Annotated in this window: 23 protein-coding genes; 11 read left to right on the top strand and 12 right to left on the bottom strand. The window is 69.3% G+C overall.

Annotated features, from left to right (window positions below):
* Positions 1–40: 40 nt before the first annotated feature.
* Both ACFCZF_RS31800 and ACFCZF_RS31795 read right to left on the bottom strand, forming a co-directional pair.
* Positions 41–448, bottom strand: a complete 408-nt coding sequence (locus ACFCZF_RS31800) for a pyridoxamine 5'-phosphate oxidase family protein (protein ID WP_376674571.1) — start codon at positions 446–448, stop codon at positions 41–43.
* A 94-nt stretch (positions 449–542) separates the two neighbouring features.
* On the bottom strand, positions 543–1,199 hold the full coding sequence (locus ACFCZF_RS31795) for a response regulator (RefSeq protein ID WP_376674570.1): 657 nt from the start codon (positions 1,197–1,199) through the stop codon (positions 543–545).
* 323 nt (positions 1,200–1,522) lie between these two features.
* On the opposite strand from ACFCZF_RS31795, the gene pdhA reads away from it, so the two are divergent.
* From pdhA to ACFCZF_RS31780, 3 genes are read left to right on the top strand one after another with little or no spacing between them, the layout of a single operon-like run.
* Positions 1,523–2,773, top strand: a complete 1,251-nt coding sequence (gene pdhA, locus ACFCZF_RS31790) for a pyruvate dehydrogenase (acetyl-transferring) E1 component subunit alpha (protein ID WP_376674569.1) — start codon at positions 1,523–1,525, stop codon at positions 2,771–2,773.
* Positions 2,774–2,789: 16 nt separating this feature from the next.
* Positions 2,790–3,755 carry an alpha-ketoacid dehydrogenase subunit beta gene (locus ACFCZF_RS31785; RefSeq protein WP_210960166.1) on the top strand — a complete coding sequence of 322 codons (966 nt, stop codon included), beginning with the start codon at positions 2,790–2,792 and terminating at the stop codon, positions 3,753–3,755.
* A gap of 10 nt (positions 3,756–3,765) precedes the next feature.
* On the top strand, positions 3,766–5,220 hold the full coding sequence (locus ACFCZF_RS31780; protein ID WP_376674568.1) for a dihydrolipoamide acetyltransferase family protein: 1,455 nt from the start codon (positions 3,766–3,768) through the stop codon (positions 5,218–5,220).
* A 78-nt stretch (positions 5,221–5,298) separates the two neighbouring features.
* Here ACFCZF_RS31780 and ACFCZF_RS31775 read toward each other — a convergent pair whose 3' ends face one another.
* Together ACFCZF_RS31775 and ACFCZF_RS31770 are read right to left on the bottom strand one after the other, a co-directional pair.
* Positions 5,299–6,276 (bottom strand): Bro-N domain-containing protein, encoded by a 978-nt coding sequence (locus ACFCZF_RS31775; RefSeq protein ID WP_376674567.1) that lies wholly within the window; start codon positions 6,274–6,276, stop codon positions 5,299–5,301.
* A 177-nt stretch (positions 6,277–6,453) separates the two neighbouring features.
* Positions 6,454–7,428 carry a D-alanyl-D-alanine carboxypeptidase family protein gene (locus ACFCZF_RS31770; protein WP_376674566.1) on the bottom strand — a complete coding sequence of 325 codons (975 nt, stop codon included), beginning with the start codon at positions 7,426–7,428 and terminating at the stop codon, positions 6,454–6,456.
* A gap of 207 nt (positions 7,429–7,635) precedes the next feature.
* Here ACFCZF_RS31770 and ACFCZF_RS31765 point away from each other — a divergent pair, with 207 nt between their 5' ends.
* Positions 7,636–8,286 (top strand): GntR family transcriptional regulator, encoded by a 651-nt coding sequence (locus tag ACFCZF_RS31765; RefSeq protein ID WP_310872265.1) that lies wholly within the window; start codon positions 7,636–7,638, stop codon positions 8,284–8,286.
* On the top strand, positions 8,283–9,593 hold the full coding sequence (locus tag ACFCZF_RS31760) for a nitrate/nitrite transporter (protein WP_376674565.1): 1,311 nt from the start codon (positions 8,283–8,285) through the stop codon (positions 9,591–9,593). The genes ACFCZF_RS31765 and ACFCZF_RS31760 overlap by 4 nt, the downstream gene beginning before the upstream one ends.
* A 146-nt stretch (positions 9,594–9,739) precedes the next feature.
* Here ACFCZF_RS31760 and ACFCZF_RS31755 read toward each other — a convergent pair whose 3' ends face one another.
* Positions 9,740–10,564, bottom strand: a complete 825-nt coding sequence (locus tag ACFCZF_RS31755; RefSeq protein WP_376674564.1) for a maleylpyruvate isomerase family mycothiol-dependent enzyme — start codon at positions 10,562–10,564, stop codon at positions 9,740–9,742.
* Positions 10,565–10,782: 218 nt separating this feature from the next.
* On the opposite strand from ACFCZF_RS31755, the gene ACFCZF_RS31750 reads away from it, so the two are divergent.
* On the top strand, positions 10,783–11,577 hold the full coding sequence (locus ACFCZF_RS31750) for a carbon-nitrogen family hydrolase (RefSeq protein ID WP_376674563.1): 795 nt from the start codon (positions 10,783–10,785) through the stop codon (positions 11,575–11,577).
* A gap of 75 nt (positions 11,578–11,652) precedes the next feature.
* Positions 11,653–12,111: a DUF2867 domain-containing protein gene (locus tag ACFCZF_RS31745; RefSeq protein WP_376674562.1), complete on the top strand. Its 459-nt coding sequence runs from the start codon at positions 11,653–11,655 to the stop codon at positions 12,109–12,111.
* 42 nt (positions 12,112–12,153) lie between these two features.
* On the opposite strand, the gene ACFCZF_RS31740 is transcribed toward ACFCZF_RS31745, so the two are convergent.
* Positions 12,154–12,648 (bottom strand): LURP-one-related/scramblase family protein, encoded by a 495-nt coding sequence (locus ACFCZF_RS31740; RefSeq protein WP_210959909.1) that lies wholly within the window; start codon positions 12,646–12,648, stop codon positions 12,154–12,156.
* Complete coding sequence (locus ACFCZF_RS31735; protein WP_376674561.1) at positions 12,645–13,649, bottom strand: helix-turn-helix domain-containing protein; 1,005 nt, start codon at positions 13,647–13,649, stop codon at positions 12,645–12,647. Before ACFCZF_RS31735 ends, ACFCZF_RS31740 begins: the two co-directional genes overlap by 4 nt.
* Before the next feature lie 52 nt (positions 13,650–13,701).
* Here ACFCZF_RS31735 and ACFCZF_RS31730 point away from each other — a divergent pair, with 52 nt between their 5' ends.
* Positions 13,702–14,094, top strand: coding sequence for a cupin domain-containing protein (locus tag ACFCZF_RS31730; RefSeq protein ID WP_376674560.1), 393 nt, complete (start codon positions 13,702–13,704; stop codon positions 14,092–14,094).
* Positions 14,095–14,106: 12 nt separating this feature from the next.
* Here ACFCZF_RS31730 and ACFCZF_RS31725 read toward each other — a convergent pair whose 3' ends face one another.
* The 3 genes from ACFCZF_RS31725 to ACFCZF_RS31715 form a co-directional block, all read right to left on the bottom strand.
* Entirely contained in the window at positions 14,107–14,358 is a 252-nt protein-coding gene (locus ACFCZF_RS31725) for a DUF6458 family protein (RefSeq protein ID WP_376674559.1), read from the bottom strand.
* A gap of 124 nt (positions 14,359–14,482) precedes the next feature.
* A complete protein-coding gene (locus tag ACFCZF_RS31720; RefSeq protein ID WP_376674558.1) occupies positions 14,483–15,781 on the bottom strand; it encodes a M18 family aminopeptidase in 1,299 nt (432 codons plus the stop codon).
* A gap of 110 nt (positions 15,782–15,891) precedes the next feature.
* Complete coding sequence (locus ACFCZF_RS31715) at positions 15,892–17,718, bottom strand: acyl-CoA dehydrogenase (RefSeq protein WP_376674557.1); 1,827 nt, start codon at positions 17,716–17,718, stop codon at positions 15,892–15,894.
* Positions 17,719–17,881: 163 nt separating this feature from the next.
* On the opposite strand from ACFCZF_RS31715, the gene ACFCZF_RS31710 reads away from it, so the two are divergent.
* The 3 genes from ACFCZF_RS31710 to ACFCZF_RS31700 all read left to right on the top strand — a co-directional run bounded on the left by ACFCZF_RS31710 (position 17,882) and on the right by ACFCZF_RS31700 (position 21,349).
* Positions 17,882–18,361 carry an SseB family protein gene (locus tag ACFCZF_RS31710; RefSeq protein ID WP_376674556.1) on the top strand — a complete coding sequence of 160 codons (480 nt, stop codon included), beginning with the start codon at positions 17,882–17,884 and terminating at the stop codon, positions 18,359–18,361.
* A 118-nt stretch (positions 18,362–18,479) separates the two neighbouring features.
* Positions 18,480–19,451, top strand: coding sequence for a pirin family protein (locus tag ACFCZF_RS31705; protein ID WP_376674555.1), 972 nt, complete (start codon positions 18,480–18,482; stop codon positions 19,449–19,451).
* A gap of 353 nt (positions 19,452–19,804) precedes the next feature.
* Entirely contained in the window at positions 19,805–21,349 is a 1,545-nt protein-coding gene (locus ACFCZF_RS31700; protein ID WP_376674554.1) for a hypothetical protein, read from the top strand.
* Here the strand turns inward: ACFCZF_RS31700 and ACFCZF_RS31695 are convergent.
* Together ACFCZF_RS31695 and ACFCZF_RS31690 are read right to left on the bottom strand one after the other, a co-directional pair.
* Positions 21,277–21,534 carry an ASCH domain-containing protein gene (locus tag ACFCZF_RS31695; protein ID WP_376674594.1) on the bottom strand — a complete coding sequence of 86 codons (258 nt, stop codon included), beginning with the start codon at positions 21,532–21,534 and terminating at the stop codon, positions 21,277–21,279. The two genes, ACFCZF_RS31700 and ACFCZF_RS31695, sit on opposite strands and share 73 nt — an antisense overlap.
* Positions 21,535–21,614: 80 nt before the next feature.
* The gene (locus ACFCZF_RS31690) at positions 21,615–22,115 is read right to left on the bottom strand and encodes an NUDIX domain-containing protein (protein ID WP_376674553.1); all 501 of its coding nucleotides are present in this window, start codon (positions 22,113–22,115) and stop codon (positions 21,615–21,617) included.
* Positions 22,116–22,247 lie beyond the last annotated feature (132 nt).

Below are 22,247 nucleotides of genomic sequence, written 5' to 3'. Positions count from 1 at the left end.
CCGGAGACGGGCTTCACGCGCGCGTCGCGTTTCGGGGAGGTCACAGAGAGCCGGCGGCGCCGTCCGTGAAGTGCACGGACCCGAACTGCGGCTCGATCCGCAGGTAGACGGGCTCGAAGGGCTCACCGTCCACCTGGCGCGGCGCGGGACCGAACCGCTCGATCTCGGCGGCGGTCGGCTCATGGGCCTCGCACCGGCCCACGACCTGCACGGTCCACAGGCTCTCGCCGGGTGCGGCGGAGCTCAGGTTGTCGGCGCCGTACGCGACGACGCTCCCGGCGCACACCTGGTGGTACCCGCAGCTCCCGGGCATGCGCAGCAGGACCCGGCCGTCGGCCACGATGTGCCGCGCGAAGGCGAGGAAGGGCAGGGCACGCAGGCTGGTGGCGGCACGGCCGTGGGTGGTGCGGCCGAGCAGGCCGACGGCGAGTTGTGCGTCGGAGGGCATGGAATCACTGTGCGGGGGCGGAACGGCACGGCGACAGAGTCGCCCGCCCCGGCATGAGAGGACGTAGGTCCCGAATAAGGGCGGTCTCCGTGCCTCAGCGGTTCTCGGCCTGCAGCCGGGCCACGAAGGCGGCCGCCTGCGAACGCCGTCGCATCCCGAGTTTGGACAGCAGGCTCGACACGTAATTCTTGATCGTTTTCTCGGCCAGGTGCAGTTGCTCGCCGATCGCGCGATTGGTCAGCCCCTCGCCGATCAGCTCCAGGATGCGCCGCTCCTGCTCGGTGAGGCGGGCGAGCCGGTCGTCGGTCCGGGTGCCGCCGTCGCGCAGCCGCTCCATCACGCGCGCGGTGGCCGCCGGATCGAGCAGGGACTTCCCCCGGGCCACCTCCCGTACGGCGCTCAGCAGCTCGGCGCCCCGGATGTCCTTGAGGACGTAGCCGGAGGCGCCCGCCATGATCGCGTCGAAGAGGGCCTCGTCGTCGGCGAAGGAGGTCAGCATGAGGCACCGGACGGTCTCGTCCCGGGAACGGATCTCGCGGCACACCTCCACGCCGCTGCCGTCCGGCAGCCGGACGTCCAGCACCGCCACGTCCGGACGGGTGGCCGCCACCCGGGCCGGCGCGTCGGCCGCCGTCCCGGCCTCGCCGACCACCTCGATGTCGGCCTCGCCCGCGAGCAGATCGTGCACCCCCCGGCGGACGACCTCGTGGTCGTCGAGGAGGAATACCCGGATTTTTCCGTCTTCGCGCACGCGCTCAGTCTCACACACCAACTCTTCCCGTGCCCGGGGTGGCCGGGATAACGTGCCGTTGTTCCGGCCCCCTGCGAGGCTGTGACCAGTAAAACTTCCGTACTTCGCCGATTTACTTGGAAATCCGAGTAAAAACGCAGGTCAGGTGGGGTTTCACAGAAATGTGGAGCACTGGGTAACGTGCTTTTCGCAGGGCGCTCGCCGGGGCACCTGTCACGCCTGTCACCGATCGGGCCGCACCCACCCTTGTGCGACCGCCGGGCCGCAGGTGAGCCGCACTGGCTTCCGGCGAACCCGGGGGCCGGACCGACGGAGGAGCACACGTGACCGAGAGCACTGCCGCGCGCAAGCCGCGACGCAGCGCCGGAAGCAAGGCGGCCGGTACCACCGGCACCAAGGCCGGCGCCACGGGCGCCAAGGCCGGCACCACCGGCACCAAGCGCACCACCCGCACCGCTGCCGCCAAGAAGGGCTCCGAGACGGAGCTGGTGCAGCTGCTGACGCCCGAGGGCGAGCGCGTCGAGACCGCCGAGAACGCTGTCTACGCCGAGTACGCCTCGTACGTCGCCGACATCACCCCCGACGAGCTGCGCGGCCTGTACCGCGACATGGTGCTCACCCGGCGCTTCGACGCCGAGGCCACCGCGCTGCAGCGCCAGGGCGAGCTGGGCCTGTGGGCCTCGCTGCTGGGCCAGGAGGCCGCCCAGATCGGCTCCGGCCGGGCCACCCGCGAGGACGACTACGTCTTCCCGACCTACCGCGAGCACGGCGTCGCCTGGTGCCGCGGGGTGGACCCGACCAACCTCCTCGGCATGTTCCGCGGCGTGAACAACGGCGGCTGGGACCCCAACAGCAACAACTTCCACCTCTACACCATCGTCATCGGCTCGCAGGCGCTGCACGCCACGGGCTACGCGATGGGCATCACCAAGGACGGCGCCGACTCCGCCGTGATCGCCTACTTCGGCGACGGCGCCTCCAGCCAGGGCGACGTCAGCGAGGCGTTCAACTTCGCCGCCGTCTACAACGCCCCCGTGGTGTTCTTCTGCCAGAACAACCAGTGGGCGATCTCCGAGTCCAACGAGAAGCAGACCCGCGTGCCGCTCTACCAGCGCGCCCAGGGCTTCGGCTTCCCCGGCGTCCGCGTCGACGGCAACGACGCGCTGGCCTGCCTCGCGGTCACCCGGTGGGCGCTGGAGCGGGCGCGGCGCGGTGAGGGTCCGGCGCTGATCGAGGCGTACACGTACCGCATGGGCGCCCACACCACCTCGGACGACCCCTCCCGCTACCGGCACGACGACGAGCGCGCCGCCTGGGAGGCGAAGGACCCGATCCTGCGCCTTCGCCGCTTCCTGGAGTCCGCAAACCACGCGGACGAGGGATTCTTCGCGGAACTGGAGGCGGAGAGCGAGACGTTGGGCAAACGAGTGCGCGAAGTGGTCCGTGCCATGCCGGACCCGGACCGGTTCGCCATCTTCGAGAACGTGTACGCGGACGGGCACGCGCTCGTCGACGAGGAGCGAGCCCAGTTCGCCGCCTACCAGGCGTCGTTCGCAGAGGCAGAGGGGGTCTGACATGGCAGCGGAAAAGATGGCGCTGGCCAAGGCGATCAACGAATCGCTGCGCCGCGCGCTGGACTCGGACCCCAAGGTCCTGATCATGGGCGAGGACGTCGGCAAGCTCGGCGGCGTCTTCCGGGTCACCGACGGCCTCCAGAAGGACTTCGGCGAGGACCGGGTGATCGACACCCCGCTGGCCGAGTCCGGCATCGTCGGCACCGCTATCGGCCTGGCCCTGCGGGGCTACCGGCCGGTGGTGGAGATCCAGTTCGACGGCTTCGTCTTCCCGGCCTACGACCAGATCGTCACCCAGCTGGCGAAGATGCACGCCCGCTCGCTGGGCAAGGTCAAGATGCCGGTCGTCATCCGTATCCCCTACGGCGGCGGCATCGGCGCGGTCGAGCACCACTCCGAGTCCCCCGAGGCGCTGTTCGCGCACGTGGCGGGCCTGAAGGTGGTCTCCCCGTCGAATTCGGCGGACGCGTACTGGATGATGCAGCAGGCCATCCAGAGCGACGACCCGGTGATCTACTTCGAGCCCAAGCGGCGCTACTGGGACAAGGGCGAGGTCGACAGCGAGGCCATCCCGGGCCCGCTGCACACCGCGCGTGTGGTGCGCGAGGGCAGCGACCTCACGCTCGCCGCCTACGGCCCGATGGTGAAGCTCTGCCAGGAGGTCGCCGACGCGGCGGCCGAGGAGGGCCGGTCCCTGGAGGTCGTCGACCTGCGCTCCATCTCCCCGGTCGACTTCGACACCATCCAGGCGTCGGTGGAGAAGACCCGCCGCCTGGTCGTGGTCCACGAGGCGCCGGTGTTCCTGGGCTCGGGCGCGGAGATCGCGGCCCGCATCACGGAGCGCTGCTTCTACCACCTGGAGGCCCCGGTGCTGAGGGTCGGCGGCTACCACGCCCCGTACCCGCCGGCCCGCCTGGAGGAGGAGTACCTGCCCGACCTGGACCGGGTGCTGGATGCCGTCGACCGCTCGCTGGCGTACTGAGGAGAGGGTCGTGACGACGATGACCGAAGGGTCCGTACGCGAGTTCAAGATGCCCGACGTGGGCGAGGGACTCACCGAGGCCGAGATCCTCAAGTGGTACGTCCAGCCCGGTGACACGGTCACCGACGGCCAGGTGGTGTGCGAGGTCGAGACGGCGAAGGCCGCCGTCGAGCTGCCCATCCCCTACGACGGCGTGGTCCGCGAGCTGCACTTCCCCGAGGGCACCACGGTCGACGTGGGCACGTCGATCATCGCGGTGGCCGTCGGCGACGCGGCGGCTGCGCCGGAACCGGCGCAGGCACCCGTCGAGGGCGCGGCGGACACCGCGACCGCGCCGGCCGCGACCGAGGCCGAGGCCGAGGCCGAGGAGAAGAAGCCGGAGGGCCGCCAGCCGGTCCTGGTCGGCTACGGGGTGTCCACCTCCTCGACCCGCCGCCGCCCTCGCAAGGGGGCACAGCCCCCGGACCAGGAGGCCCTGGCCGCCTCCGCCGCGATCCAGGCCGAGATGAACGGCCACGGCTCCGCACCGCCCGTCCCGAGCGGGCGCCCGCTCGCCAAGCCCCCGGTGCGCAAGCTGGCCAAGGACCTCGGCGTCGACCTGGCCACGGTCGCGCCGACCGGCCCGGACGGCATCATCACGCGCGAGGACGTGCACGCGGCGGTGGCCCCGGCACAGGCCCCGGCGCCCGAGGCGGCACCGGCGGCACCCGCCGCGGCCACCCCCGCGGCCCCCTCCCCGGCGACCGCGGTGTCGTACGACACGGCGCGCGCGACCCGTATCCCGGTCAAGGGCGTCCGCAAGGCGACGGCGGCGGCGATGGTCGGCTCGGCGTTCACGGCGCCGCACGTCACCGAGTTCGTGACGGTCGACGTGACGCGCACGATGAAACTGGTCGAGGAACTGAAGCAGGACAAGGAGTTCACGGGCCTGCGGGTGAACCCGCTCCTGCTGATCGCCAAGGCCCTGCTGGTCGCCATCAAGCGCAACCCGGACGTCAACGCCTCCTGGGACGAGGCAGCGCAGGAGATCGTGGTCAAGCACTACGTCAACCTGGGCATCGCCGCGGCGACCCCGCGAGGCCTGATCGTCCCGAACATCAAGGACGCCCACGCCAAGACGCTGCCGCAGCTGGCGGGGTCCCTGGGCGAGCTGGTGTCGACGGCCCGGGAGGGCAAGACCTCCCCGGCCGCCATGCAGGCCGGCACGGTGACCATCACCAACGTCGGCGTCTTCGGCGTCGACACCGGCACGCCGATCCTCAACCCCGGCGAGTCCGCGATCCTCGCGGTAGGCGCGATCAAGCTCCAGCCGTGGGTGCACAAGGGCAAGGTGAAGCCGCGTCAGGTGACCACCCTGGCGCTGAGCTTCGACCACCGCCTGGTCGACGGCGAGCTGGGCTCCAAGGTCCTCGCCGACGTGGCGGCGGTCCTGGAACAGCCCAAGCGACTGCTCACCTGGGCGTGAAAGCCGCGGACCGGGTAGGTTCATGACGGAAGGGGCGCCGCAAGTTGGAGTTGCGACGCCCCTTCTGCTGTGACCGGCTCAGACCTGATGCAGCACGTACACCGGAGCCCCGTCGTCGGCCCCGCCCCGGGAGCGAATGCAGGCGTGCCTGCGCAGCAGCCGGAGGCATTCGTTGACCCGGCGCACGGAGAGCCCCGTACGGGCGGCGATCGACTCCAGCGGCTCCCGCAGCTCACCCTTCTCGACGAGCACCGGTGCGATGACCAAGGCGACCGTCCACACGTCCTCCGTCACGGACAACCGCTGCCGCCAGTCGGCCAGTACGGACTCCGTGGTGGGTGCCGGGGCGAGTCGGCCGAAGGTTCCGCCTTGGTGGAGGACCAGGGTGTCGAACCGGTCCGCGATGCGTTCCAAGGCGTGCACCATGGCCTGTTGCACGGCGAGGGTGGCCTGTTGGGCGGCGAGGGTGGCCTGCTGCGTGGACAGCATCTCCTTCTGCAACGCGATCGACGTACGTTGGCCCTCGGCCAGCTCCTCGTCCAGCTTCAGATTGTGCGCCTCCAGCCGGACGATCGCCTCGGCCACCTGGTCCGGCATGGCGTAGGCGATGGGCGCGCCGGGTGTGGCGGGCTGCACCTCGGCCTCGTCCAGAGAGTACGAACCCTCGCGCTGCACGGTCTCGATGACTTCGGCGACCCACTGCTTGAAGGGGGCGCAGGCTGGTTTGGTGCAGGCGTTGACGAGGAGGATGAGACCTTGGAGAGAGATGACATTCAAGTCTCGACGCCACTCTCTACCTGCGGGAACGCTGAGACCGTAAGCTCCAGTTACGGTCTCGAGCATCTCTCGGTGCTCGTCGGGAACATGATCTGAGAGCGCCTGCCGAGAGTTGGTGTGGCCGAGTTCCTTGCAGACGTCCACCGCCGGGAACCAGTGGCTCCCGTCCGGCATGGTCAGCCTCCGCACTCGCGCGCCGGTGGCCGCGTACACGAAATCGTTGACGTCGATCGCCTCGTGCCGCTCGGCGGAGCTCTGTCGCTTGCTGGGTTCGTTCATGTGAACCACCTCCGTCGCGGAACGTAGGGCCGGGCCGAGGGCATATGCCAGCGATCTCCGGGACGTTCACGACTGCGAGCGAAAGTGATCGAGAACCGCTGCGCCGGCCGATGGGTCGGGTGTATGGCGAAGGGGCCCACCGGCACAGGTGAGCCCCTTCGGACGACTTCGTGCGTGTCAGACCCTGCCGAAGCCGTAGTTCATGAGCTTCGTCGCGTCCTTGGCGCGCTGGGCCGAGGACGAGGAGGTCAGGACCGTGCCGATGACGGTCTTGCCCTTCCGGGTCGCGGCGAAGACCAGGCAGTACTTGGCCTCCGGACCCGAACCGGTCTTCACGCCGATCGCGCCGCTGTAACTGCCGAGCAGCGTGTTGGTGTTGGCCCAGGGCGCCATCGCGCGGGTGCCGCCCTTCTTGGTGACCGTCTTCGCCGTGTACTTCTTCGTCTTGACGATGGTGCGGAAGGTGGAGCTCTTCATCGCACTGCTCGCGAGCTTCGTCAGATCGCGCGGCGTGGAGTAGTTCTTGCCGTTGCCGATGCCGTCGAACGAGTCGAAGTGCGTGTTCTTCAGGCCGAGGCTCTTGGCGGTGGAGTTCATCTTGCCGATGAACGACTTCACCCGGGCCGCCCGCGTCTTGCCCGAGCCGAACTTGTCGGCCAGCGCGTAGGCGGCGTCGCAGCCGGACGGCAGCATCAGCCCGTACAGGAGCTGCCGGACCGTCACCTTGTCGCCGACGATCAGGCGGGCGGAGGAGGCGTTCTTCGACACGATGTAGTCGCTGTACGCCATCTGGATCGTGACCTTGGCGTCCAGGTTCAGCTTCGGCTGCGAGAGCACGACCTTGGCGGTCATGATCTTGGTCGTGGAGCCGGTGGAGCGCCGGGTGTCCGCGGCCTTGCTGTAGAGCGACTTGCCGTTCGCGTTGTTCATCGCGAAGCCGCCCTTGGCGACGATCGAGGGCGCGGCGGCGGCTCGCGCGGGCGCGGCCTGTGCGGATGCGGCACGCGCGGGTGTGGCCTGCACCGGTGTGGCCTGCACCGGTGCGGCCTGCGCGGGCGCGGTGGAGAGGGCTCCGGTCGCGAGCACGGCGCCGCTGGTCAGGGCGACGGCGATGGCTCTGCGGAGGCGAATGCCCTGAATGACGTTTATCAAGACGAGTACCCCGATTGTTGTGAATTCCCCTGATGTACGGCCGAGTTGTGGTCGATGCGACTCGGGCCGCGTCTGTGCGACACGTGAATAGCACGGATGGTTGTGCGGCGGTCGGCCGGGGGCGCCAGGACCCCCCTGACGGGTGGCCCGGCGTCCGCATGATGGACGGGGCCCCGCTTGCGTCCCTGTTGTATCTATCCTGTCGGCATGACCACGGCAGTGAAGCAACCACCGGCGGCGGACCGCGTCTACACCCACGTCAAGCAGGGCGTCCTCGAGCGCCGCTACGAGGGCGGGACCCTGCTCACCGAGGGCGAGCTCGCCGAGGCCGTGGGCGTCTCCCGCACGCCGGTGCGCGAGGCGCTGCTCCGGCTGGAGGTCGAGGGTCTGATCCGGCTCTACCCGAAGAAGGGCGCGCTGGTCCTGCCCGTCTCCGCGCAGGAGATCGCGGACGTGGTGGAGACCCGACTGCTGGTCGAGGAGCACGCGGCCAGGAAGGCCGTACCCGCACCGCACGGCCTCGTCGAACGGCTGGAGGAACTGCTCGCCCGGCAGAAGGAGCAGGCCGCCGCCGGCGACCTCACCGCCGCCTCCGTCACCGACCGCTGCTTCCACGCCGAGATCGTCCGCAGCGGCGGCAACGAGATCCTCTCCCGCCTCTACGACCAGCTCCGCGACCGCCAGCTGCGCATGGGCGTCGCCGTCATGCACTCCCACCCCGACCGGATCGCCAAGACCCTCGCCGAGCACGAGGAGATCCTCGACGCGCTGCGCGCCGGGGACGCGGAGGCGGCCGTCGGAGTGGTCCACCGGCACGTGGGCTGGTTCTCGCACCTGGCCCGGGGGGAGGCCCGATGAGTTCGGCCACGTCGGCCGGGAAGACCCTGCCCGGTGACCCGCCGGGTGGACGGCGCGCGATCGCCGTGTGGAGCATCGGCGTCGCCGTCTACTTCGTCGCCGTCATCTTCCGTACGTCCCTGGGGGTGGCCGGCCTCGACGCCGCCGACCGCTTCCACGTCAACGCCTCCGCCCTGTCCACTTTCTCCATCCTTCAGCTGCTGGTCTACGCCGGTATGCAGATACCCGTCGGCCTGCTGGTCGACCGGCTCGGCACGAAGAAGGTGCTGGGCATCGGCGTCGTGCTCTTCACGGCCGGGCAGCTGGGCTTCGCCTTCTCACCGTCGTACGGCATGGCGCTCGCCTCGCGGGCGCTGCTCGGCTGCGGGGACGCGATGACGTTCATCAGCGTGCTGCGGCTGGGCACCCGCTGGTTCCCGGCCCGGCGCGGGCCGATGGTCGCCCAGTTCGCCGGACTGGTCGGCATGGCGGGCAACCTGGTCTCCACCCTGGTCCTGGCCCGGCTGCTGCACGGCATCGGCTGGACGGCGGCGTTCGCGGGCAGCGCGCTGGCGGGCGTGGTCGTCTTCGTCCTGCTGCTGCTCTTCCTGAAGGACCACCCCGAGGGGCACGAGCCGGAGCCGCTGCCGCACCAGGGGGCCGCGTACGTGCGGCGGCAGATCGCCACGTCCTGGCGGGAGCCGGGGACGCGGCTCGGGCTGTGGGTGCACTTCACCACCCAGTTCCCGGCGATGGTGTTCCTGCTGCTGTGGGGGATGCCGTACCTGGTCGAGGCGCAGGGGCTGTCCCGGGCCACGGCCGGCGGGCTGCTCACCCTCGTCGTGCTGTCCAACATGACGGTCGGCCTGGTCTACGGCCAGATCATCGCCCGGCACCACGCGGCGCGGCTGCCGCTGGCGCTCGGCACGGTGGGCGCGACGGCGCTCCTGTGGGCGGCGACGCTCGCCTACCCGGCCGACCACGCGCCGATGTGGCTGCTCGTCGTGCTGTGCACGGTGCTGGGCGCGTGCGGGCCGGCGTCGATGATCGGCTTCGACTTCGCGCGGCCGGCCAATCCGCCGGAGCGGCAGGGGACGGCGTCCGGGATCACGAACATGGGCGGTTTCGTGGCGTCGATGACCACGTTGTTCGCGGTGGGGGTGCTGCTGGACGCGACCGGGGACGACTACACCGTCGCGTTCTCGTCCGTGTTCGTGCTCCAGGCGGTCGGGGTGTCGCAGATCCTGCGGTTGCGGAAGCGGGCGGCTCGGCGGGAGCGGGAGCGGTTGGTTGCGAGCCGGGTGGAGACGGTGCATGTGCCTGTGTGACGGCGCCCGGAGTGAGTGCCGGGGCGGGGGTGGGGCGCGCGGCCCGGCGCTGACGGGGTGCCTCCCCCACTCTCGGCTTCGCTCGAGCGGGGGGACCCCCACCGCCCACCCGTGCCGCCCCAGCGGCACGACTGCCCGCAGCTGGGTTACTGCGTCACCGTGAAGTTCCGCAGGATCGCCGCCGTCAGGTCCTGGTCGCCCTCTGTCTTGATGCGGTCCGCCGCCGCTTCCCGGCTCACACGCCCGCAGGCCAGACGGACGTAGGTCTCCCAGTCGAGGGTGAGGGTGGCGGCGGGGCCGAGGGCGGGGGCCGTTTCCAGGGTGCCGCGGCCCTGGATGTCGACGCGGATGGTGCGCAGGAACTCGACCGGGCCGTGGACGTCGAAGACGACGGCGGAGCTGCGGGGGGCGTCCGCGCGCTCGGCCACGACACCCGGCAGCTCGTCGAGCAGCACGTCACGGGCGACGTGCGCGCCGGGGGAGTCGAGGTTGCCGGGGCGGCCGAGGGCCGTGCGCAGGTCCTGCTCGTGCGCCCAGACGGCGAAGGCGTGCCGGCGCATCGCCTCTCCGAGGGTCAGCTCGGTGCCGAGCGGGCCGCGCACCTTCGTGCCGGGGTCACGCGACTCGTTCCGCAGCTGGCGGTTGCGCCGGATGATCATGTACTCCAGCTCGGACGTCATCTCCGGCGCCGTGTGGTGGCGGCGGACGTCGACCTGCATCTCCATGTAGCGCTGGTGGTCGTTGGTGACGTGGAAGAGGTCGCGCGGGAGCGTGTGGATGGGGCGGGGGTCGCCGAGCATCTCGGAGTCCAGGCCGAGGACGTGGGAGACGATGTCGCGCACCGACCAGCCCGGGCAGGGGGTGCGGCGGTTCCACTCTGCCTCCACGAGGGGCTGGACCAGCTCGGATATCGCCTCGATGGAGTGAGTCCAGGCGTCGGCGTAGGGCTGGAGGGTGGGATGCAGACTCACGGAACGGGACCCCTCGGCGGTCGGTACACGGGCGGGTTGTGGCGGCGGTGCCAGTGGGAGGTGGCTGCGGTCGGCGCGGTCTTGAATCTCCCCCAGTTCTCGGCTGCGCTCGAACCTGGGGGACCCCCAAGTTACGCTGCTGTGCGGCACCCCGGCAGTGCTTTCGTGTGACGATCGTAGGCCCGTGTGGACGGCTCGAATGCCAGGACGGTGGTAGTGTGCGCGCCTCTTTGCTCCAAATCGCTGTGAACGAGGACGAGTCGGCGGAAGTACGCCGCGTGCGAGCGGCGGCGCTGGTACGGGATCAGGCGGGCGCCGACCTCGTCGTACTGCCGGAGTTGTGGACCACGGGCGCGTTCGCCTTCGAGGAGTTCGGCGCGCGGGCCGAGCCGATCGAGGGCCCGACGTACGAGGCGATGGCGAAGGCGGCGAGCGACGCGGGCGTGTGGCTGCACGCGGGGTCGATCCCCGAGCGTGGCCCCGACGGACAGCTGTACAACACCTCTCTCGTCTTCTCCCCCTCCGGTGACCTGGCCGCCTCCTACCGCAAGATCCACCGGTTCGGCTTCGACAAGGGCGAGGCCGTGCTGATGGGCGCGGGGCGCGAACCGGTGACGGTCCGTCTGCCGGAGACGACCCTTGGCGTGGCGACCTGTTACGACCTCCGCTTCCCCGAACTCTTCCGTTCACTCGTCGACGCGGGTGCCGAGACTCTCGTCGTCCCGGCGGGCTGGCCGGAGCGCCGCCGGTCCCACTGGACGCTCCTGGCACAGGCACGGGCGGTGGAGAACCAGGCGTTCGTCCTCGCGTGTGGAACGGCCGGGACGCACGCCGGAGTTCCGCAGGCCGGTCACTCGATCGTGGTCGATCCGTGGGGCGAGGTGCTGGCGGAGGCCGGCGCGGACGAGGAGGTCCTCACGGTGGAGTTCGACCCGGCGAAGGTGGCGCGGACCAGGGAACAGTTCCCGGCGCTGAAGGACCGGGTGCTGGGCCTCGCGGCGCCGCGGCGCTAGCGAGGGCGCCCCGTGCGCACGGTGGGCGGCCCGGGCGCACAGTAGGCGCCAGGCTCCCGCCCTAGACTCCCGCGCATGCCACCAACCGGTACCCCCGCCATCCGCCGTGTCCGGGTGGATCCCGCCGGCACCCACTTCGCGTCGGCGTTCGAGCTCCCGGCCGCCGGGCTGCCCCGGCTGACGCCCGAGCAATGGGCCCGCGCCAGCTTCGAGGATATCCCGGCGGTGCTGCGGGAGCTGATCCGGACGGGCTGGGCCGGCGTGCTCGGTCTGCGGCTGGGACCGCGGTCCTCGGCGCGGCACGTGGTGGGGTGGCGCATGCTGGAGTCCGGGCCGGACCGGCTCGCCCTGGAGGCCCGCGCCCCGTCGCTGACCGTCCGCAACGTGCTGACCCTCGACGGCTCACGGCTGCTCTGGGCGACGTACGTACGCTACGAGCGTCCGGCCGGCCGGGCGCTGTGGTCCCTGGCCGCACCGGTGCACCACCTGGCCGTGCCCCTGCTCCTCGGCCGCGCCGTCCGCCGCACGGGGTGAGGAGCAGCCGGGGCCCGCCTGCCACGCGTCACGCGTCACGCGTTACTCGTCCTCGCGCTCCTTCTCCGCCAGGTGGATCACGCACACCGTCAGCGCGATCAGCAGCGCCGGGTCCGCGTCGTCCCGGACGACGTCCACGCCGTAGGTGTCCCGGAGGGTCAGCCAGCGGCGCGAGACGACGGCCAGCAGCTCACCGTCGTACTCGATGGCGAACTCCCGGTCGAGGATCTTGCCGCTGACGTCCAGTTCGGTGCCGTCGGCCAGGGAGACCCGGTAGTGGTTGCGCAGCAGGGAGAGACGTTTCCGCTTGATCCGGGCCAGTGGCTCGTCACCCCGCTCGATCACCATCGTGTCGCGCAGGGCGAACATCTTCTGGTGGATGTCGATGAGCACGCGCCCCTGGACGTCCTTCAGCTCCCAGGTGTCCCGCAGCCGCATCGCCTTGCCGTCGACGAGGTACACCTTGTTGCCGTTGTCGTCCTCGATCCAGTAGTCGTCACCGAAGCCGAGAAGCCGGTCGTACACGAGGAATCTCATGGCGTGATCGCTTCCCCGGCGTCCGCTCCGAAACGCCGTCGGTAGGCCGACGGGCTGAGCCCGGTCTCGCGCCGCAGCCGTGCCCGGAGGTTCGCGGCGGTGCCCAGCCCGCTGCGGGCCGCCACCACGTCCAGCCGCTCCTCGCCGCGCTCGATCAGCCGTCGCGCGAGGGTCACGCGCTCGGCCGTCAGCCAGGCGAGCGGCGTCGTCCCCAGCTGTGCCCGGAACCGCCGGTGCAGGGTCGCCGGTGACATCGCCGCGCGGTCCGCGAGATCCGTCACGGTCAGTGGTTCGTCCAGCCGTTCCTGCGCCCACTCCAGCAGGGGCGCGAGCGACTCGTCGGGTACGTGGGGCACCGGCCGCTCCACGAACTGGCGCTGCCCGCCGTCCCGGTGCGTGGCGAACACCAGCCGCCGGGAGACGGCGTTCGCGATCTCGGCGCCGTGGTCCTTGCGCCAGATGTGCAGTCCGAGGTCGAGTGCCGCCGCGCTGCCCGCGGCGGTGAGCACGTCACCCTCGTCGACGAACAGCACGTCCGGCTCCAGCAGCACCCGCGGATGCAGCCGGCGGAAGGAGTCCGCCCACAACCAGTGCGTGGCGGCCCGCCGCCCGTCCAGCAGCCCGGCCTCGGCGAGGGCGAAGCTGCCGGTGCACAGGCTCATGACGCGGGCGCCGCGCGCGTGCGCACGCCGGATGGCGTCCAGGACGGCCGGGCCGCGCGGTACGACGTTGTCCGGCCGGCCGGGGACGACGAGCGTGTCCGCCCCGTCCGCGGCCTCCAGGCCGGGCACGTCGGTGAGCGTGAAGAAACCGTGGTTCATCCGGATCCCCGGCGTCGGCCCGCACAGCGTCACCTCGTACAGCGGTCCGGGCAGCCCCAGCTCGGGGCGCGGCAGTCCGAACAGCTCGGTGGCGCAGCCGACCTCGAACGGGTTGGTGCCCTCGTCGACGACCACGGCGACGCGGTGGGGGCGCGGGCGCTGAGAGGATCCTTGCGGCATGTGCGATTTCTAGCACTCGTCCGGCGGACACGGCACCCCGCACGATGACGTCATGACAAAGGAACCCGTCTCCCTCGCCTCCGCCCTCGCGTCCTTCTCCGAGCAGTGGAGTCCCCGCATCGTCGCCGCCGTCAACGACTACGACGTCCGTATCGCCAAGGTCGAGGGCGAGCACGTCTGGCACGTGCACGACCACACGGACGAGTTCTTCCTGGTCCTCGACGGCGAACTCCACATCGCCCTGCGCGAGCCCTGCGGGGAACGCACGGTCGTCCTGCCCAAGGGCTCGGTCTTCACCGTCCCGCGCGGCACGGAACACAAGCCCTACGCCCCCGCCCCCACGGCGATCCTGCTCCTCGAACCGTCGGGGACGTCGACCGTGGGCGACCGGCACGACGAGGTGCCCGACCATGTGGACGTGACGACGGGGCACGCCTTGACGTGAGGTCGGCGGGGCTCAGGCGCCGTAGCCGTTGTTGTACCCGTCCCGGGTGTGGTGGTGGGGCCGGTCCTCGACGACGGGGGTCGTCGGCGGCATCACGACACGGCGGCGCCGGGCGATGCTGCTGAACGTCGCGACACCGATCAGACCGACGATCATGAAGATGACGCCGACCAGGTCGAGGTTCACGCCCTGCATGTCCCAGTCGGTCGCGAACGTGAGGATGGCTCCCACGGCGATGAGGATGATGCACCCGCCGAGGCCCATGAGTGTCGCCTCCCTGTAGATCCGGTCGGTTCCGGGTTTCCGGTCGATCCGGTTCCGTTCGGGTACCCCCGGCCGGAACACACATGCGACACAGGGGTGTTCCGGCCGGGGCACGCTCGGGGACTCAGCCCTCCAGGAACGCCACCAGCGCGTTCGCCAGCAGGTGCGGGTCGTCGGCGCCGCACAACTCCCGGGCGCTGTGCATCGAGAGGATGGCCGCGCCGATGTCGACGGTGCTGATGCCGTGCCGGGCCGCGGTGATGGGGCCGATGGTCGTGCCGCACGGCATGGAGTTGTTGGAGACGAACGTCTGGAAGGGGACGTTCGCCTTCTCGCAGGCGGCGGCGAACACCGCGCGGCCGGAACCGTCCGTGGCGTAGCGGTTGTTGACGTTGACCTTGAGGATGGGGCCGCCGTTGACGCGCGGCTGGTGCGTCGGGTCGTGCCGCTCCGCGTAGTTGGGGTGCACGGCGTGGCCGGTGTCGGAGGACAGGCAGACCGTGCCGGCGAAGGCGCGCGCCCGGTCCTCGTACGAGCCGCCGCGCGCGAAGACCGAGCGCTCCAGCACGCTGCCGAGGAGCGGGCCGTCGGCGCCCGTGTCCGACTGGGAGCCGGTCTCCTCGTGGTCGAAGGCGGCGAGGACCGGGATGTACGGGAGGTCCGCGCCGGAGGTGGCGACCGCGGCCAGGGCGGCCACGCCGGCGTGCACGGACAGCAGGTTGTCCATGCGGGGCCCGGCCACCAGGTCCCGGTCGCGGCCCAGGTACGCCGGGGGCTCCACCGAGTGGGTCATCAGGTCCCAGCCGGTGACCTCGCCGCGCGCGAGACCTGCCTCCTCCTCCAGGAAGGCGATCAGGTCGCCGTCGCGGACGGTGTCGCCCAGGCCCCAGACCGGCTGGAGGTGGCGCTGCTTGTCGAGCTTGAGGCCCTCCGCGGACACGTTGCGGTCCATGTGGATGGCGAGTTGCGGGACGCGGAGCAGCGGGCGGTCTACGTTGACCAGGCGGGTCGAGCCGTCGCGCAGCGTGAGCCGGCCGGCCAGCCCCAGGTCGCGGTCCAGCCAGGAGTTCATCAGGGGGCCGCCGTAGATCTCCACGGCGACCTGGCGCCAGCCGTGCGCCCCGGTGTCCGGGCGGGGCTTCACGCGCAGGTTGGGGGAGTCGGTGTGCGCGCCGACGATGCGGAAGGGGGTGTGCGGGGCCGCGCCCTCGGGGACGTACCAGGCCACGATCGCGCCGCCGCGCAGCACGTACTTGCCGCCGGTCGTCCCTTCCCAGGCGTCCGTCTCCGCGACCTGCCGGAAACCGGCCTTCTCCAGCCGCTCGGCGGCGCTCGCCACGGCGTGGTACGGCGTGGGGCCGGCCGCGAGGAAGGACATGAGGTCGTCGGTGTGGCCGCGGTCGAAGCGGGAGGGTGCGCTCATGGGGTTCACCTTAACGACGTACGAGGGCCCGCTCCCCGTATGGCGGGAGCGGGCCCTCGTCAGGCTGTGTGGAATTGGTGGAGGGGGGCGGACGGGTCCTGGGACGGGTCCTAGAAGGCCGCCTCGTCCAGCTCCATCAGGTCCAGCTCGACGCCCTGGGCGATCTTGCGGGCCATGGTGACGCCGGGCAGGACGCCCGCCGCGAAGAACTTAGCCGCGGCGATCTTGCCGGTGTAGAAGGACTTGTCCTTCGCGGACGCCGTCGGCAGCTTCTCGGCGGCGATGGCGGCGCCCTTGAGGAGCAGGTAGCCGACGATCACGTCGCCGGAGGCCAGGAGCAGGCGGGTGGTGTTGAGGCCCACCTTGTAGATGTTCTTGACGTCCTGCTCGGTGGCCGCGAGGTCGGTGAGCATCAGGCCGACGATGGCCTCCAGCTCGACGGCGGCCTTCGCCAGGTGCTCGCGGGCGCCGGACAGCTCCTCGCCGCCGGTGCCGAGGGCGAGAAACTTCTTGATGTCCTCGGCGAGCGAGTTCAGCGCGGTGCCCTGGTTGCGGACGATCTTCCGGAAGAAGAAGTCCTGGCCCTGGATCGCCGTGGTGCCCTCGTACAGGGTGTCGATCTTGGCGTCCCGGATGTACTGCTCGATCGGGTACTCCTGGAGGAACCCGGAGCCGCCGAAGGTCTGGAGCGACTGGGCGAGCTGCTCGTAGGCCTTCTCCGAGCCGTAGCCCTTCACGATCGGCAGGAGCAGGTCGTTGAGGGCGTGCTCGGTGGCCGCGTCCTCGCCGTTCGCCTCCTTGACCTGGATCTCGTCCTGGACGGAGGCGGTGTACATCACGAGCGCGCGCATGCCCTCGGCGTACGACTTCTGCGTCATGAGGGAGCGGCGGACGTCCGGGTGGTGCGTGATGGTGACCTTGGGGGCCGACTTGTCCATGAAGTTGGCCAGGTCGGGGCCCTGGACGCGCTCCTTGGCGTACTCGAGCGCGTTGAGGTAGCCGGTCGACAGGGTCGAGATGGCCTTCGTGCCGACCATCATCCGGGCGAACTCGATGATGCGGAACATCTGGCGGATGCCGTCGTGCTTGTCGCCGATCAGCCAGCCCTTGGCGGGGTGGCGGTCGCCGAAGGTCATCTCGCAGGTGTTGGAGGCCTTCAGGCCCATCTTGTGCTCGACGTTGGTGGCGTAGACGCCGTTGCGCTCGCCCAGCTCGCCGGTCTCGAAGTCGAACTCGTACTTCGGGACGAGGAAGAGGGACAGGCCCTTGGTGCCGGGTCCGGCGCCCTCGGGGCGGGCGAGGACGTAGTGGAGGATGTTCTCCGACATGTCGTGCTCGCCGGACGTGATGAAGCGCTTGACGCCCTCGATGTGCCAGGAGCCGTCCTCTTGCTGGACCGCCTTGGTACGGCCGGCGCCGACGTCCGAGCCGGCGTCCGGCTCGGTGAGCACCATGGTGGAGCCCCACTGCTTCTCGACGGCGAAGGACGCGATGTGCTTCTGCGCCTCGTTGCCCTCCTCGAAGAGGATGCCCGCGAAGGCGGGGCCGGAGGAGTACATCCACACGGCCGGGTTGGCGCCGAGGATCAGCTCCGCGTACGCCCAGATGAGCGAGCGCGGCGAGGTGGTGCCGCCGATCTCCTCGGGCAGGCCGAGCCGCCAGTACTCGGAGTCCATGAAGGCCTGGTAGCTCTTCTTGAAGGACGCCGGGACCGGCGCGGTGTTGGTCTCCGGGTCGAAGACCGGCGGGTTGCGGTCGGCGTCGGCGAAGGACTCGGCCAGCTCGTTCTCCGAGAGGCGGGTCAGCTCCTCCAGGACGCTCTTGGCGGTGTCCGTGTCCATCTCCGCGAACGGGCCGGTGCCGTACACCTTGTCACGGCCGAGCACCTCGAAGAGGTTGAACTCGATGTCCCGGAGATTCGGCTTGTAGTGCCCCATGGCGACGGCTCCGTTGAGAGATCGGCGAGGCACTGGCTCCTCGCATCTGTTACACGTACCTACTTCACGTACCAACTAGTAGCTACGATGATGCTACCCGTCGGTAATAAGAAGCAACCCCGAGCGGGTCATCTGTGACTCGTTACTCGTTACTCTTTGCGGCATGTACGGCTACGACCAGACCGCGGGTCCTCAGCAGCAGCAGTACGCCCCGCCGCAGCAGCCGATGTCCGGCGGGATGTCCGGTGGCTACGGGCAGCAGCCGCCGCTGTACCCCGAGCCGTCCCCGCCCTCGCTCGCGGACGCGGTGCGCGCCTTCACCACCGGGCAGATGTCCGCCGAGGACTTCCAGCAGATCTTCGCGACCTCGAAGGTCTACTGCCCGCGCGGCGACAACCCCGGCTTCCTCGCGCTGCACAACACCCAGCAGCCGGTGATCCCCATGTTCACCGGGCTCAAGGAACTGCGCCGGTACGCGGGCAAGGAGTCCAAGTACTTCGTGATCACCGGCGCGGAGGTGATCGACCTCCTGCCGACCGGCTACGGCTTCGTGCTGGACATGGAGGGCGAGCACCGGATGGTGTTCGACGCGAAGGCCGTCGAACAGATGGTCGATTTCGCGATGCGCCGGATGTATGGCTGATCGGCGGCGCTCGCGTCTGTGAGCCCGGAGGGAATGCCCTCCGGGCTTTCTTGGTTCCAGGTGGCAAGAAGTTCAACGCTCAACTAAAGTGGGGCGCACGCCGCCCGAGGAGGTCGACATGCCTGCCGTGACCGTCGAGAACCCGTTGACGCTGCCCCGCGTATCCGCGTCCGCCGACGCCGTCGCACGTCCCGTGCTCACCGTCACGACCGCGCCCAGCGGGTTCGAGGGTGAGGGCTTCCCGGTTCGCCGCGCGTTCGCCGGGATCAACTACCGCCATCTCGACCCGTTCATCATGATGGACCAGATGGGTGAGGTGGAGTATCAGCCCGGGGAGCCGAAAGGGACGCCTTGGCACCCGCACCGCGGCTTCGAGACCGTCACTTACATCATCGACGGCGTCTTCGACCACCAGGACAGCCAGGGCGGCGGCGGCACCATCACCAACGGCGACACCCAGTGGATGACGGCCGGCTCGGGCCTCCTCCACATCGAGGCGCCGCCGGAGTCGCTGGTCATGTCCGGCGGTCTCTTCCACGGCCTGCAGCTGTGGGTGAACCTGCCGGCCAAGGACAAGATGATGGCCCCGCGCTACCAGGACATCCGCGGCGGCAACGTCCAGCTGCTGACCACGCCCGACGGCGGCGCGCTGCTCCGCGTCATCGCCGGTGAGTTGGACGGCCACGCCGGTCCCGGCACCACTCACACCCCGATCACGATGATCCACGCGACGGTGGCGCCGGGTGCGGAGGTCACGCTGCCGTGGCGGGAGGACTTTAATGGGTTGGCGTACGTCCTCGCGGGCAAGGGCTCGGTCGGTGCCGAGCGCCGTCCGATCCACCTGGGCCAGACTGCGGTCTTCGGCGCCGGCGGTTCGTTGACCGTCCGCGCGGACGAGAAGCAGGACTCGCACACGCCGGACCTGGAGGTCGTCCTCCTTGGCGGGCAGCCCATCCGTGAGCCCATGGCTCACTACGGCCCGTTCGTCATGAACACCCGCGAGGAACTCCAGCAGGCGTTCGAAGACTTCCAGAAGGGCCGCCTGGGAACGATCCCGGCCGTGCACGGGATGTCTGAGGGTGGACTGTAGGGGGCGCTGAAGCTATACGCGGACGAGCCCAGCCCGGAGATGAAGGGCTCGTCCGCGCTCGCTGCCGCCTTGCCACCTGAGCGGATCTTTCCTGCGGGGCGCTGACATGGCCTTTGGTCGATTGCTGGCGATGGGTGCGACGGTCCTGAGCGGGTGTCTTGCGGACTGTGCGCGGGGCGCGGTGACGCTGTCCGGACCAGGGAGTCTCGGGCCTGTGGCTTGCGTTGGGGCAGGTGGTTCTTGCACAGCTACCCCGCCCCGGCGGCTGCCCTGCGGGGCTATTCTTCTGGCCTGAGTCTGGGGGCGAGGGGGTGAGCTCGCCCACCAAGGCATGAGTGGGATGAGGGGGCCCGATGCAGCAGTTGTACGTCGTCGGTCTTGAGGTGGCGCCGACGGATGTAGGCAGATTGCCGCTGGCCTTCGAACGGCTGTTGGCGCATATGGAGCAGCACGTCTCTCCGGCCACGAGTGGTCTATCTGCTGCGGCTCTAATGGCTGGCAAGGGTGAAATAGTTGTCCCGGGATACGGACAGGGGCGTCCTGAGCAACACGTGCGTTGGTTGCCCGTCACTGTGGCCGATAACGTCCGCGCACTACGGATAGAAATCGAGCAGGATCTCCCCAAAGGTGGCCGCTTCCTGTGCCAGCTCACCGCCTCCGAATACGACGGCAGGACAGGTTTTCGGGTCGTTATGGGCCGACAGAATGACGGCCTACTTGCCCCCGCCACAGTGGAGGACCTTAGGCCGCCTCGCGCGCTTAACGCGATCATGCGAGACCCCGAGCTTAAGTGTACAGATGGTCGTGACAGCATCACCACCAACGTGATGCCGGTGCTGACGGCCCAGCTCCCTTTGATCCGTGAGCGTCTTTGCGCTCCTGAACGTCGCCTGCCCATTCTCGTTGTTTCCTCGGTTCGGACGATGGGGCCGCCGACCGCGTTTGCTCGCCAGGCCGCCCGTCGCCTCGCCGGTCTTGCCCACGTCGTGGTCATTTCTGGCTGGCTGGCATTCGACTCCTTCAATGCCGGACTTGAACGAAATCTGCTTCCACGAGATGGGGCGCGGCTTTATTGGCCCACCACGGATGCAAGAAGTCCATGGTGGGGATCGGCCGATCTCTACGGCGATCACGATGTCCTCCTGGGCAGACTTACTCGGCTTCTTGCTCCCCTCAGTGTCGTGGCTCGTGGGAGGGATCGTCTGTGGGATGCCATCCGCTCCGCCGAGACAAATGCACTCTTGGACGACCTTGCGGGCACAGAGGGTGAACAGATTGCTCGGCTGAAGGAAAAGCTAGAGGACGAACGTGACCAGCTTGTGCAGCTGCTCGAGCAGAACGAACAGCTGGAAAACCAGGTTGCCCGTCTGGGGATCGAAGTGGCCAACCTCACCGCTCAGCTTGAGACGGCGACGCTGCCGACTGCTGCTGAGCCGACCGACGTGCGCGGACAGCCGGTTGCAAACCCTGGCGACTTCTCCTCCGACTGGGATCGCTGGACTGAGGAATCTGACGGGGCCCTCATTTTCACGCCCAATGCGAAAGATCAGTGGCAAAGGTGCTCATATCCGTATCCGGAACGGATGAGGGAGGCGCTGGATACGCTAGCTGATCTCGCTAAGGAATGGAGGAAACAGAAAGGCAGCGTGGGAACCTCGCTTGTCTCGTGGATCGGCGATCGGACCCCCTTGGTTTATGCACCGTCGGATGAGCCTCTACGTAGGGCGAAATTGCATGAATTCAAGTTTGAGCGCAAGAAACCATGGGACCGGCAGCCTCATATCAAGCTGGACGATCACACCACCCCGGACCGGGTTGGAAGGATCTACTTTGCCATTGACGGCGAAGCGCATCGATGGATTGTGGACCATGTTGGATTGAAGTTGTATGGTCTCTGATCGAGGCTCTTGCGGTATGCAATGTGATTTCGATGGCAAGGATGACCAGGGCTTCCTTTTCGCATCTCGATCGTTTTGGTGCCCGCAGCGATAAGGTCGAAGTACTTGCGACAGAGGTCGAGTTCGCGGGCGTGGGCGGTGGACGCGATCACGGGGCTGGCGCTCCTGGTGGCTGGTTCAGTCATCATGTGGCTTTTCTGGGTTGCCGAGTGCGAGTGGCGAAGGACTCGCCCTGGCAACCGGCCGGGCCCCATCGTTCGCGCTTCTACTGCCAGCCGTCGAGGGAGACCTCCGGACCTCCCGCGAGGTATCGGTGGAGGGCGCTTGAAGTGGTGTCCACGAAATTCTTGGGGATTGCGCCGGCGTTGATCCAGCAGACCTGAGCATGCTTGCGCGGTTCACGATTCTCGGGTTTGCCGGTCCATTCGTGAGCGGCGAAGACGACGGTGAGGAAGCCGTTGGGTGCTTCGACACCCCAGGCGCCATGGATGATGTGGGCGATCTGCAGGGACTCTGGCTTCACGGTCAGGCCCGTCTCCTCGTACAGCTCCCGCACGGCCGTTTCCGTGATCGGCTCGCCGGGTTCGCTCTTGCCAACGGGGAGGTCCCACATGCCCTGGGCGAACTTGGCGTTCTGGCTGCGCTGGAGGAGGACGACGCGGTTGGTGGCCTGGTCGTGGACGATGACGGCGGCGACCAGGAGGGTCATGGATTCGAGGGCGGGCTTTAGGGCTTTGGGCTGCTCGTTGCTTGTCCGCTGAGCCACGGCTGGTTTCCCTTCGTCGGCCGGTTGGTGGGCAGCTTAGGTGTACTGCCCAGCCAGGTTGGTCGAGTTTGTGCGACGACACGGTCTGAATCTGTAGGACGACGAAGGCCTCCGGTTGTGGAGTGGAGCTGT

This window comes from Streptomyces sp. NPDC056296 (assembly GCF_042268605.1).
Classification (GTDB): Bacteria; Actinomycetota; Actinomycetes; order Streptomycetales; family Streptomycetaceae; genus Streptomyces.
The sequence above is the reverse complement of the archived record's forward strand: the minus strand, read 5'-3'. Positions and strand labels throughout refer to the sequence as shown.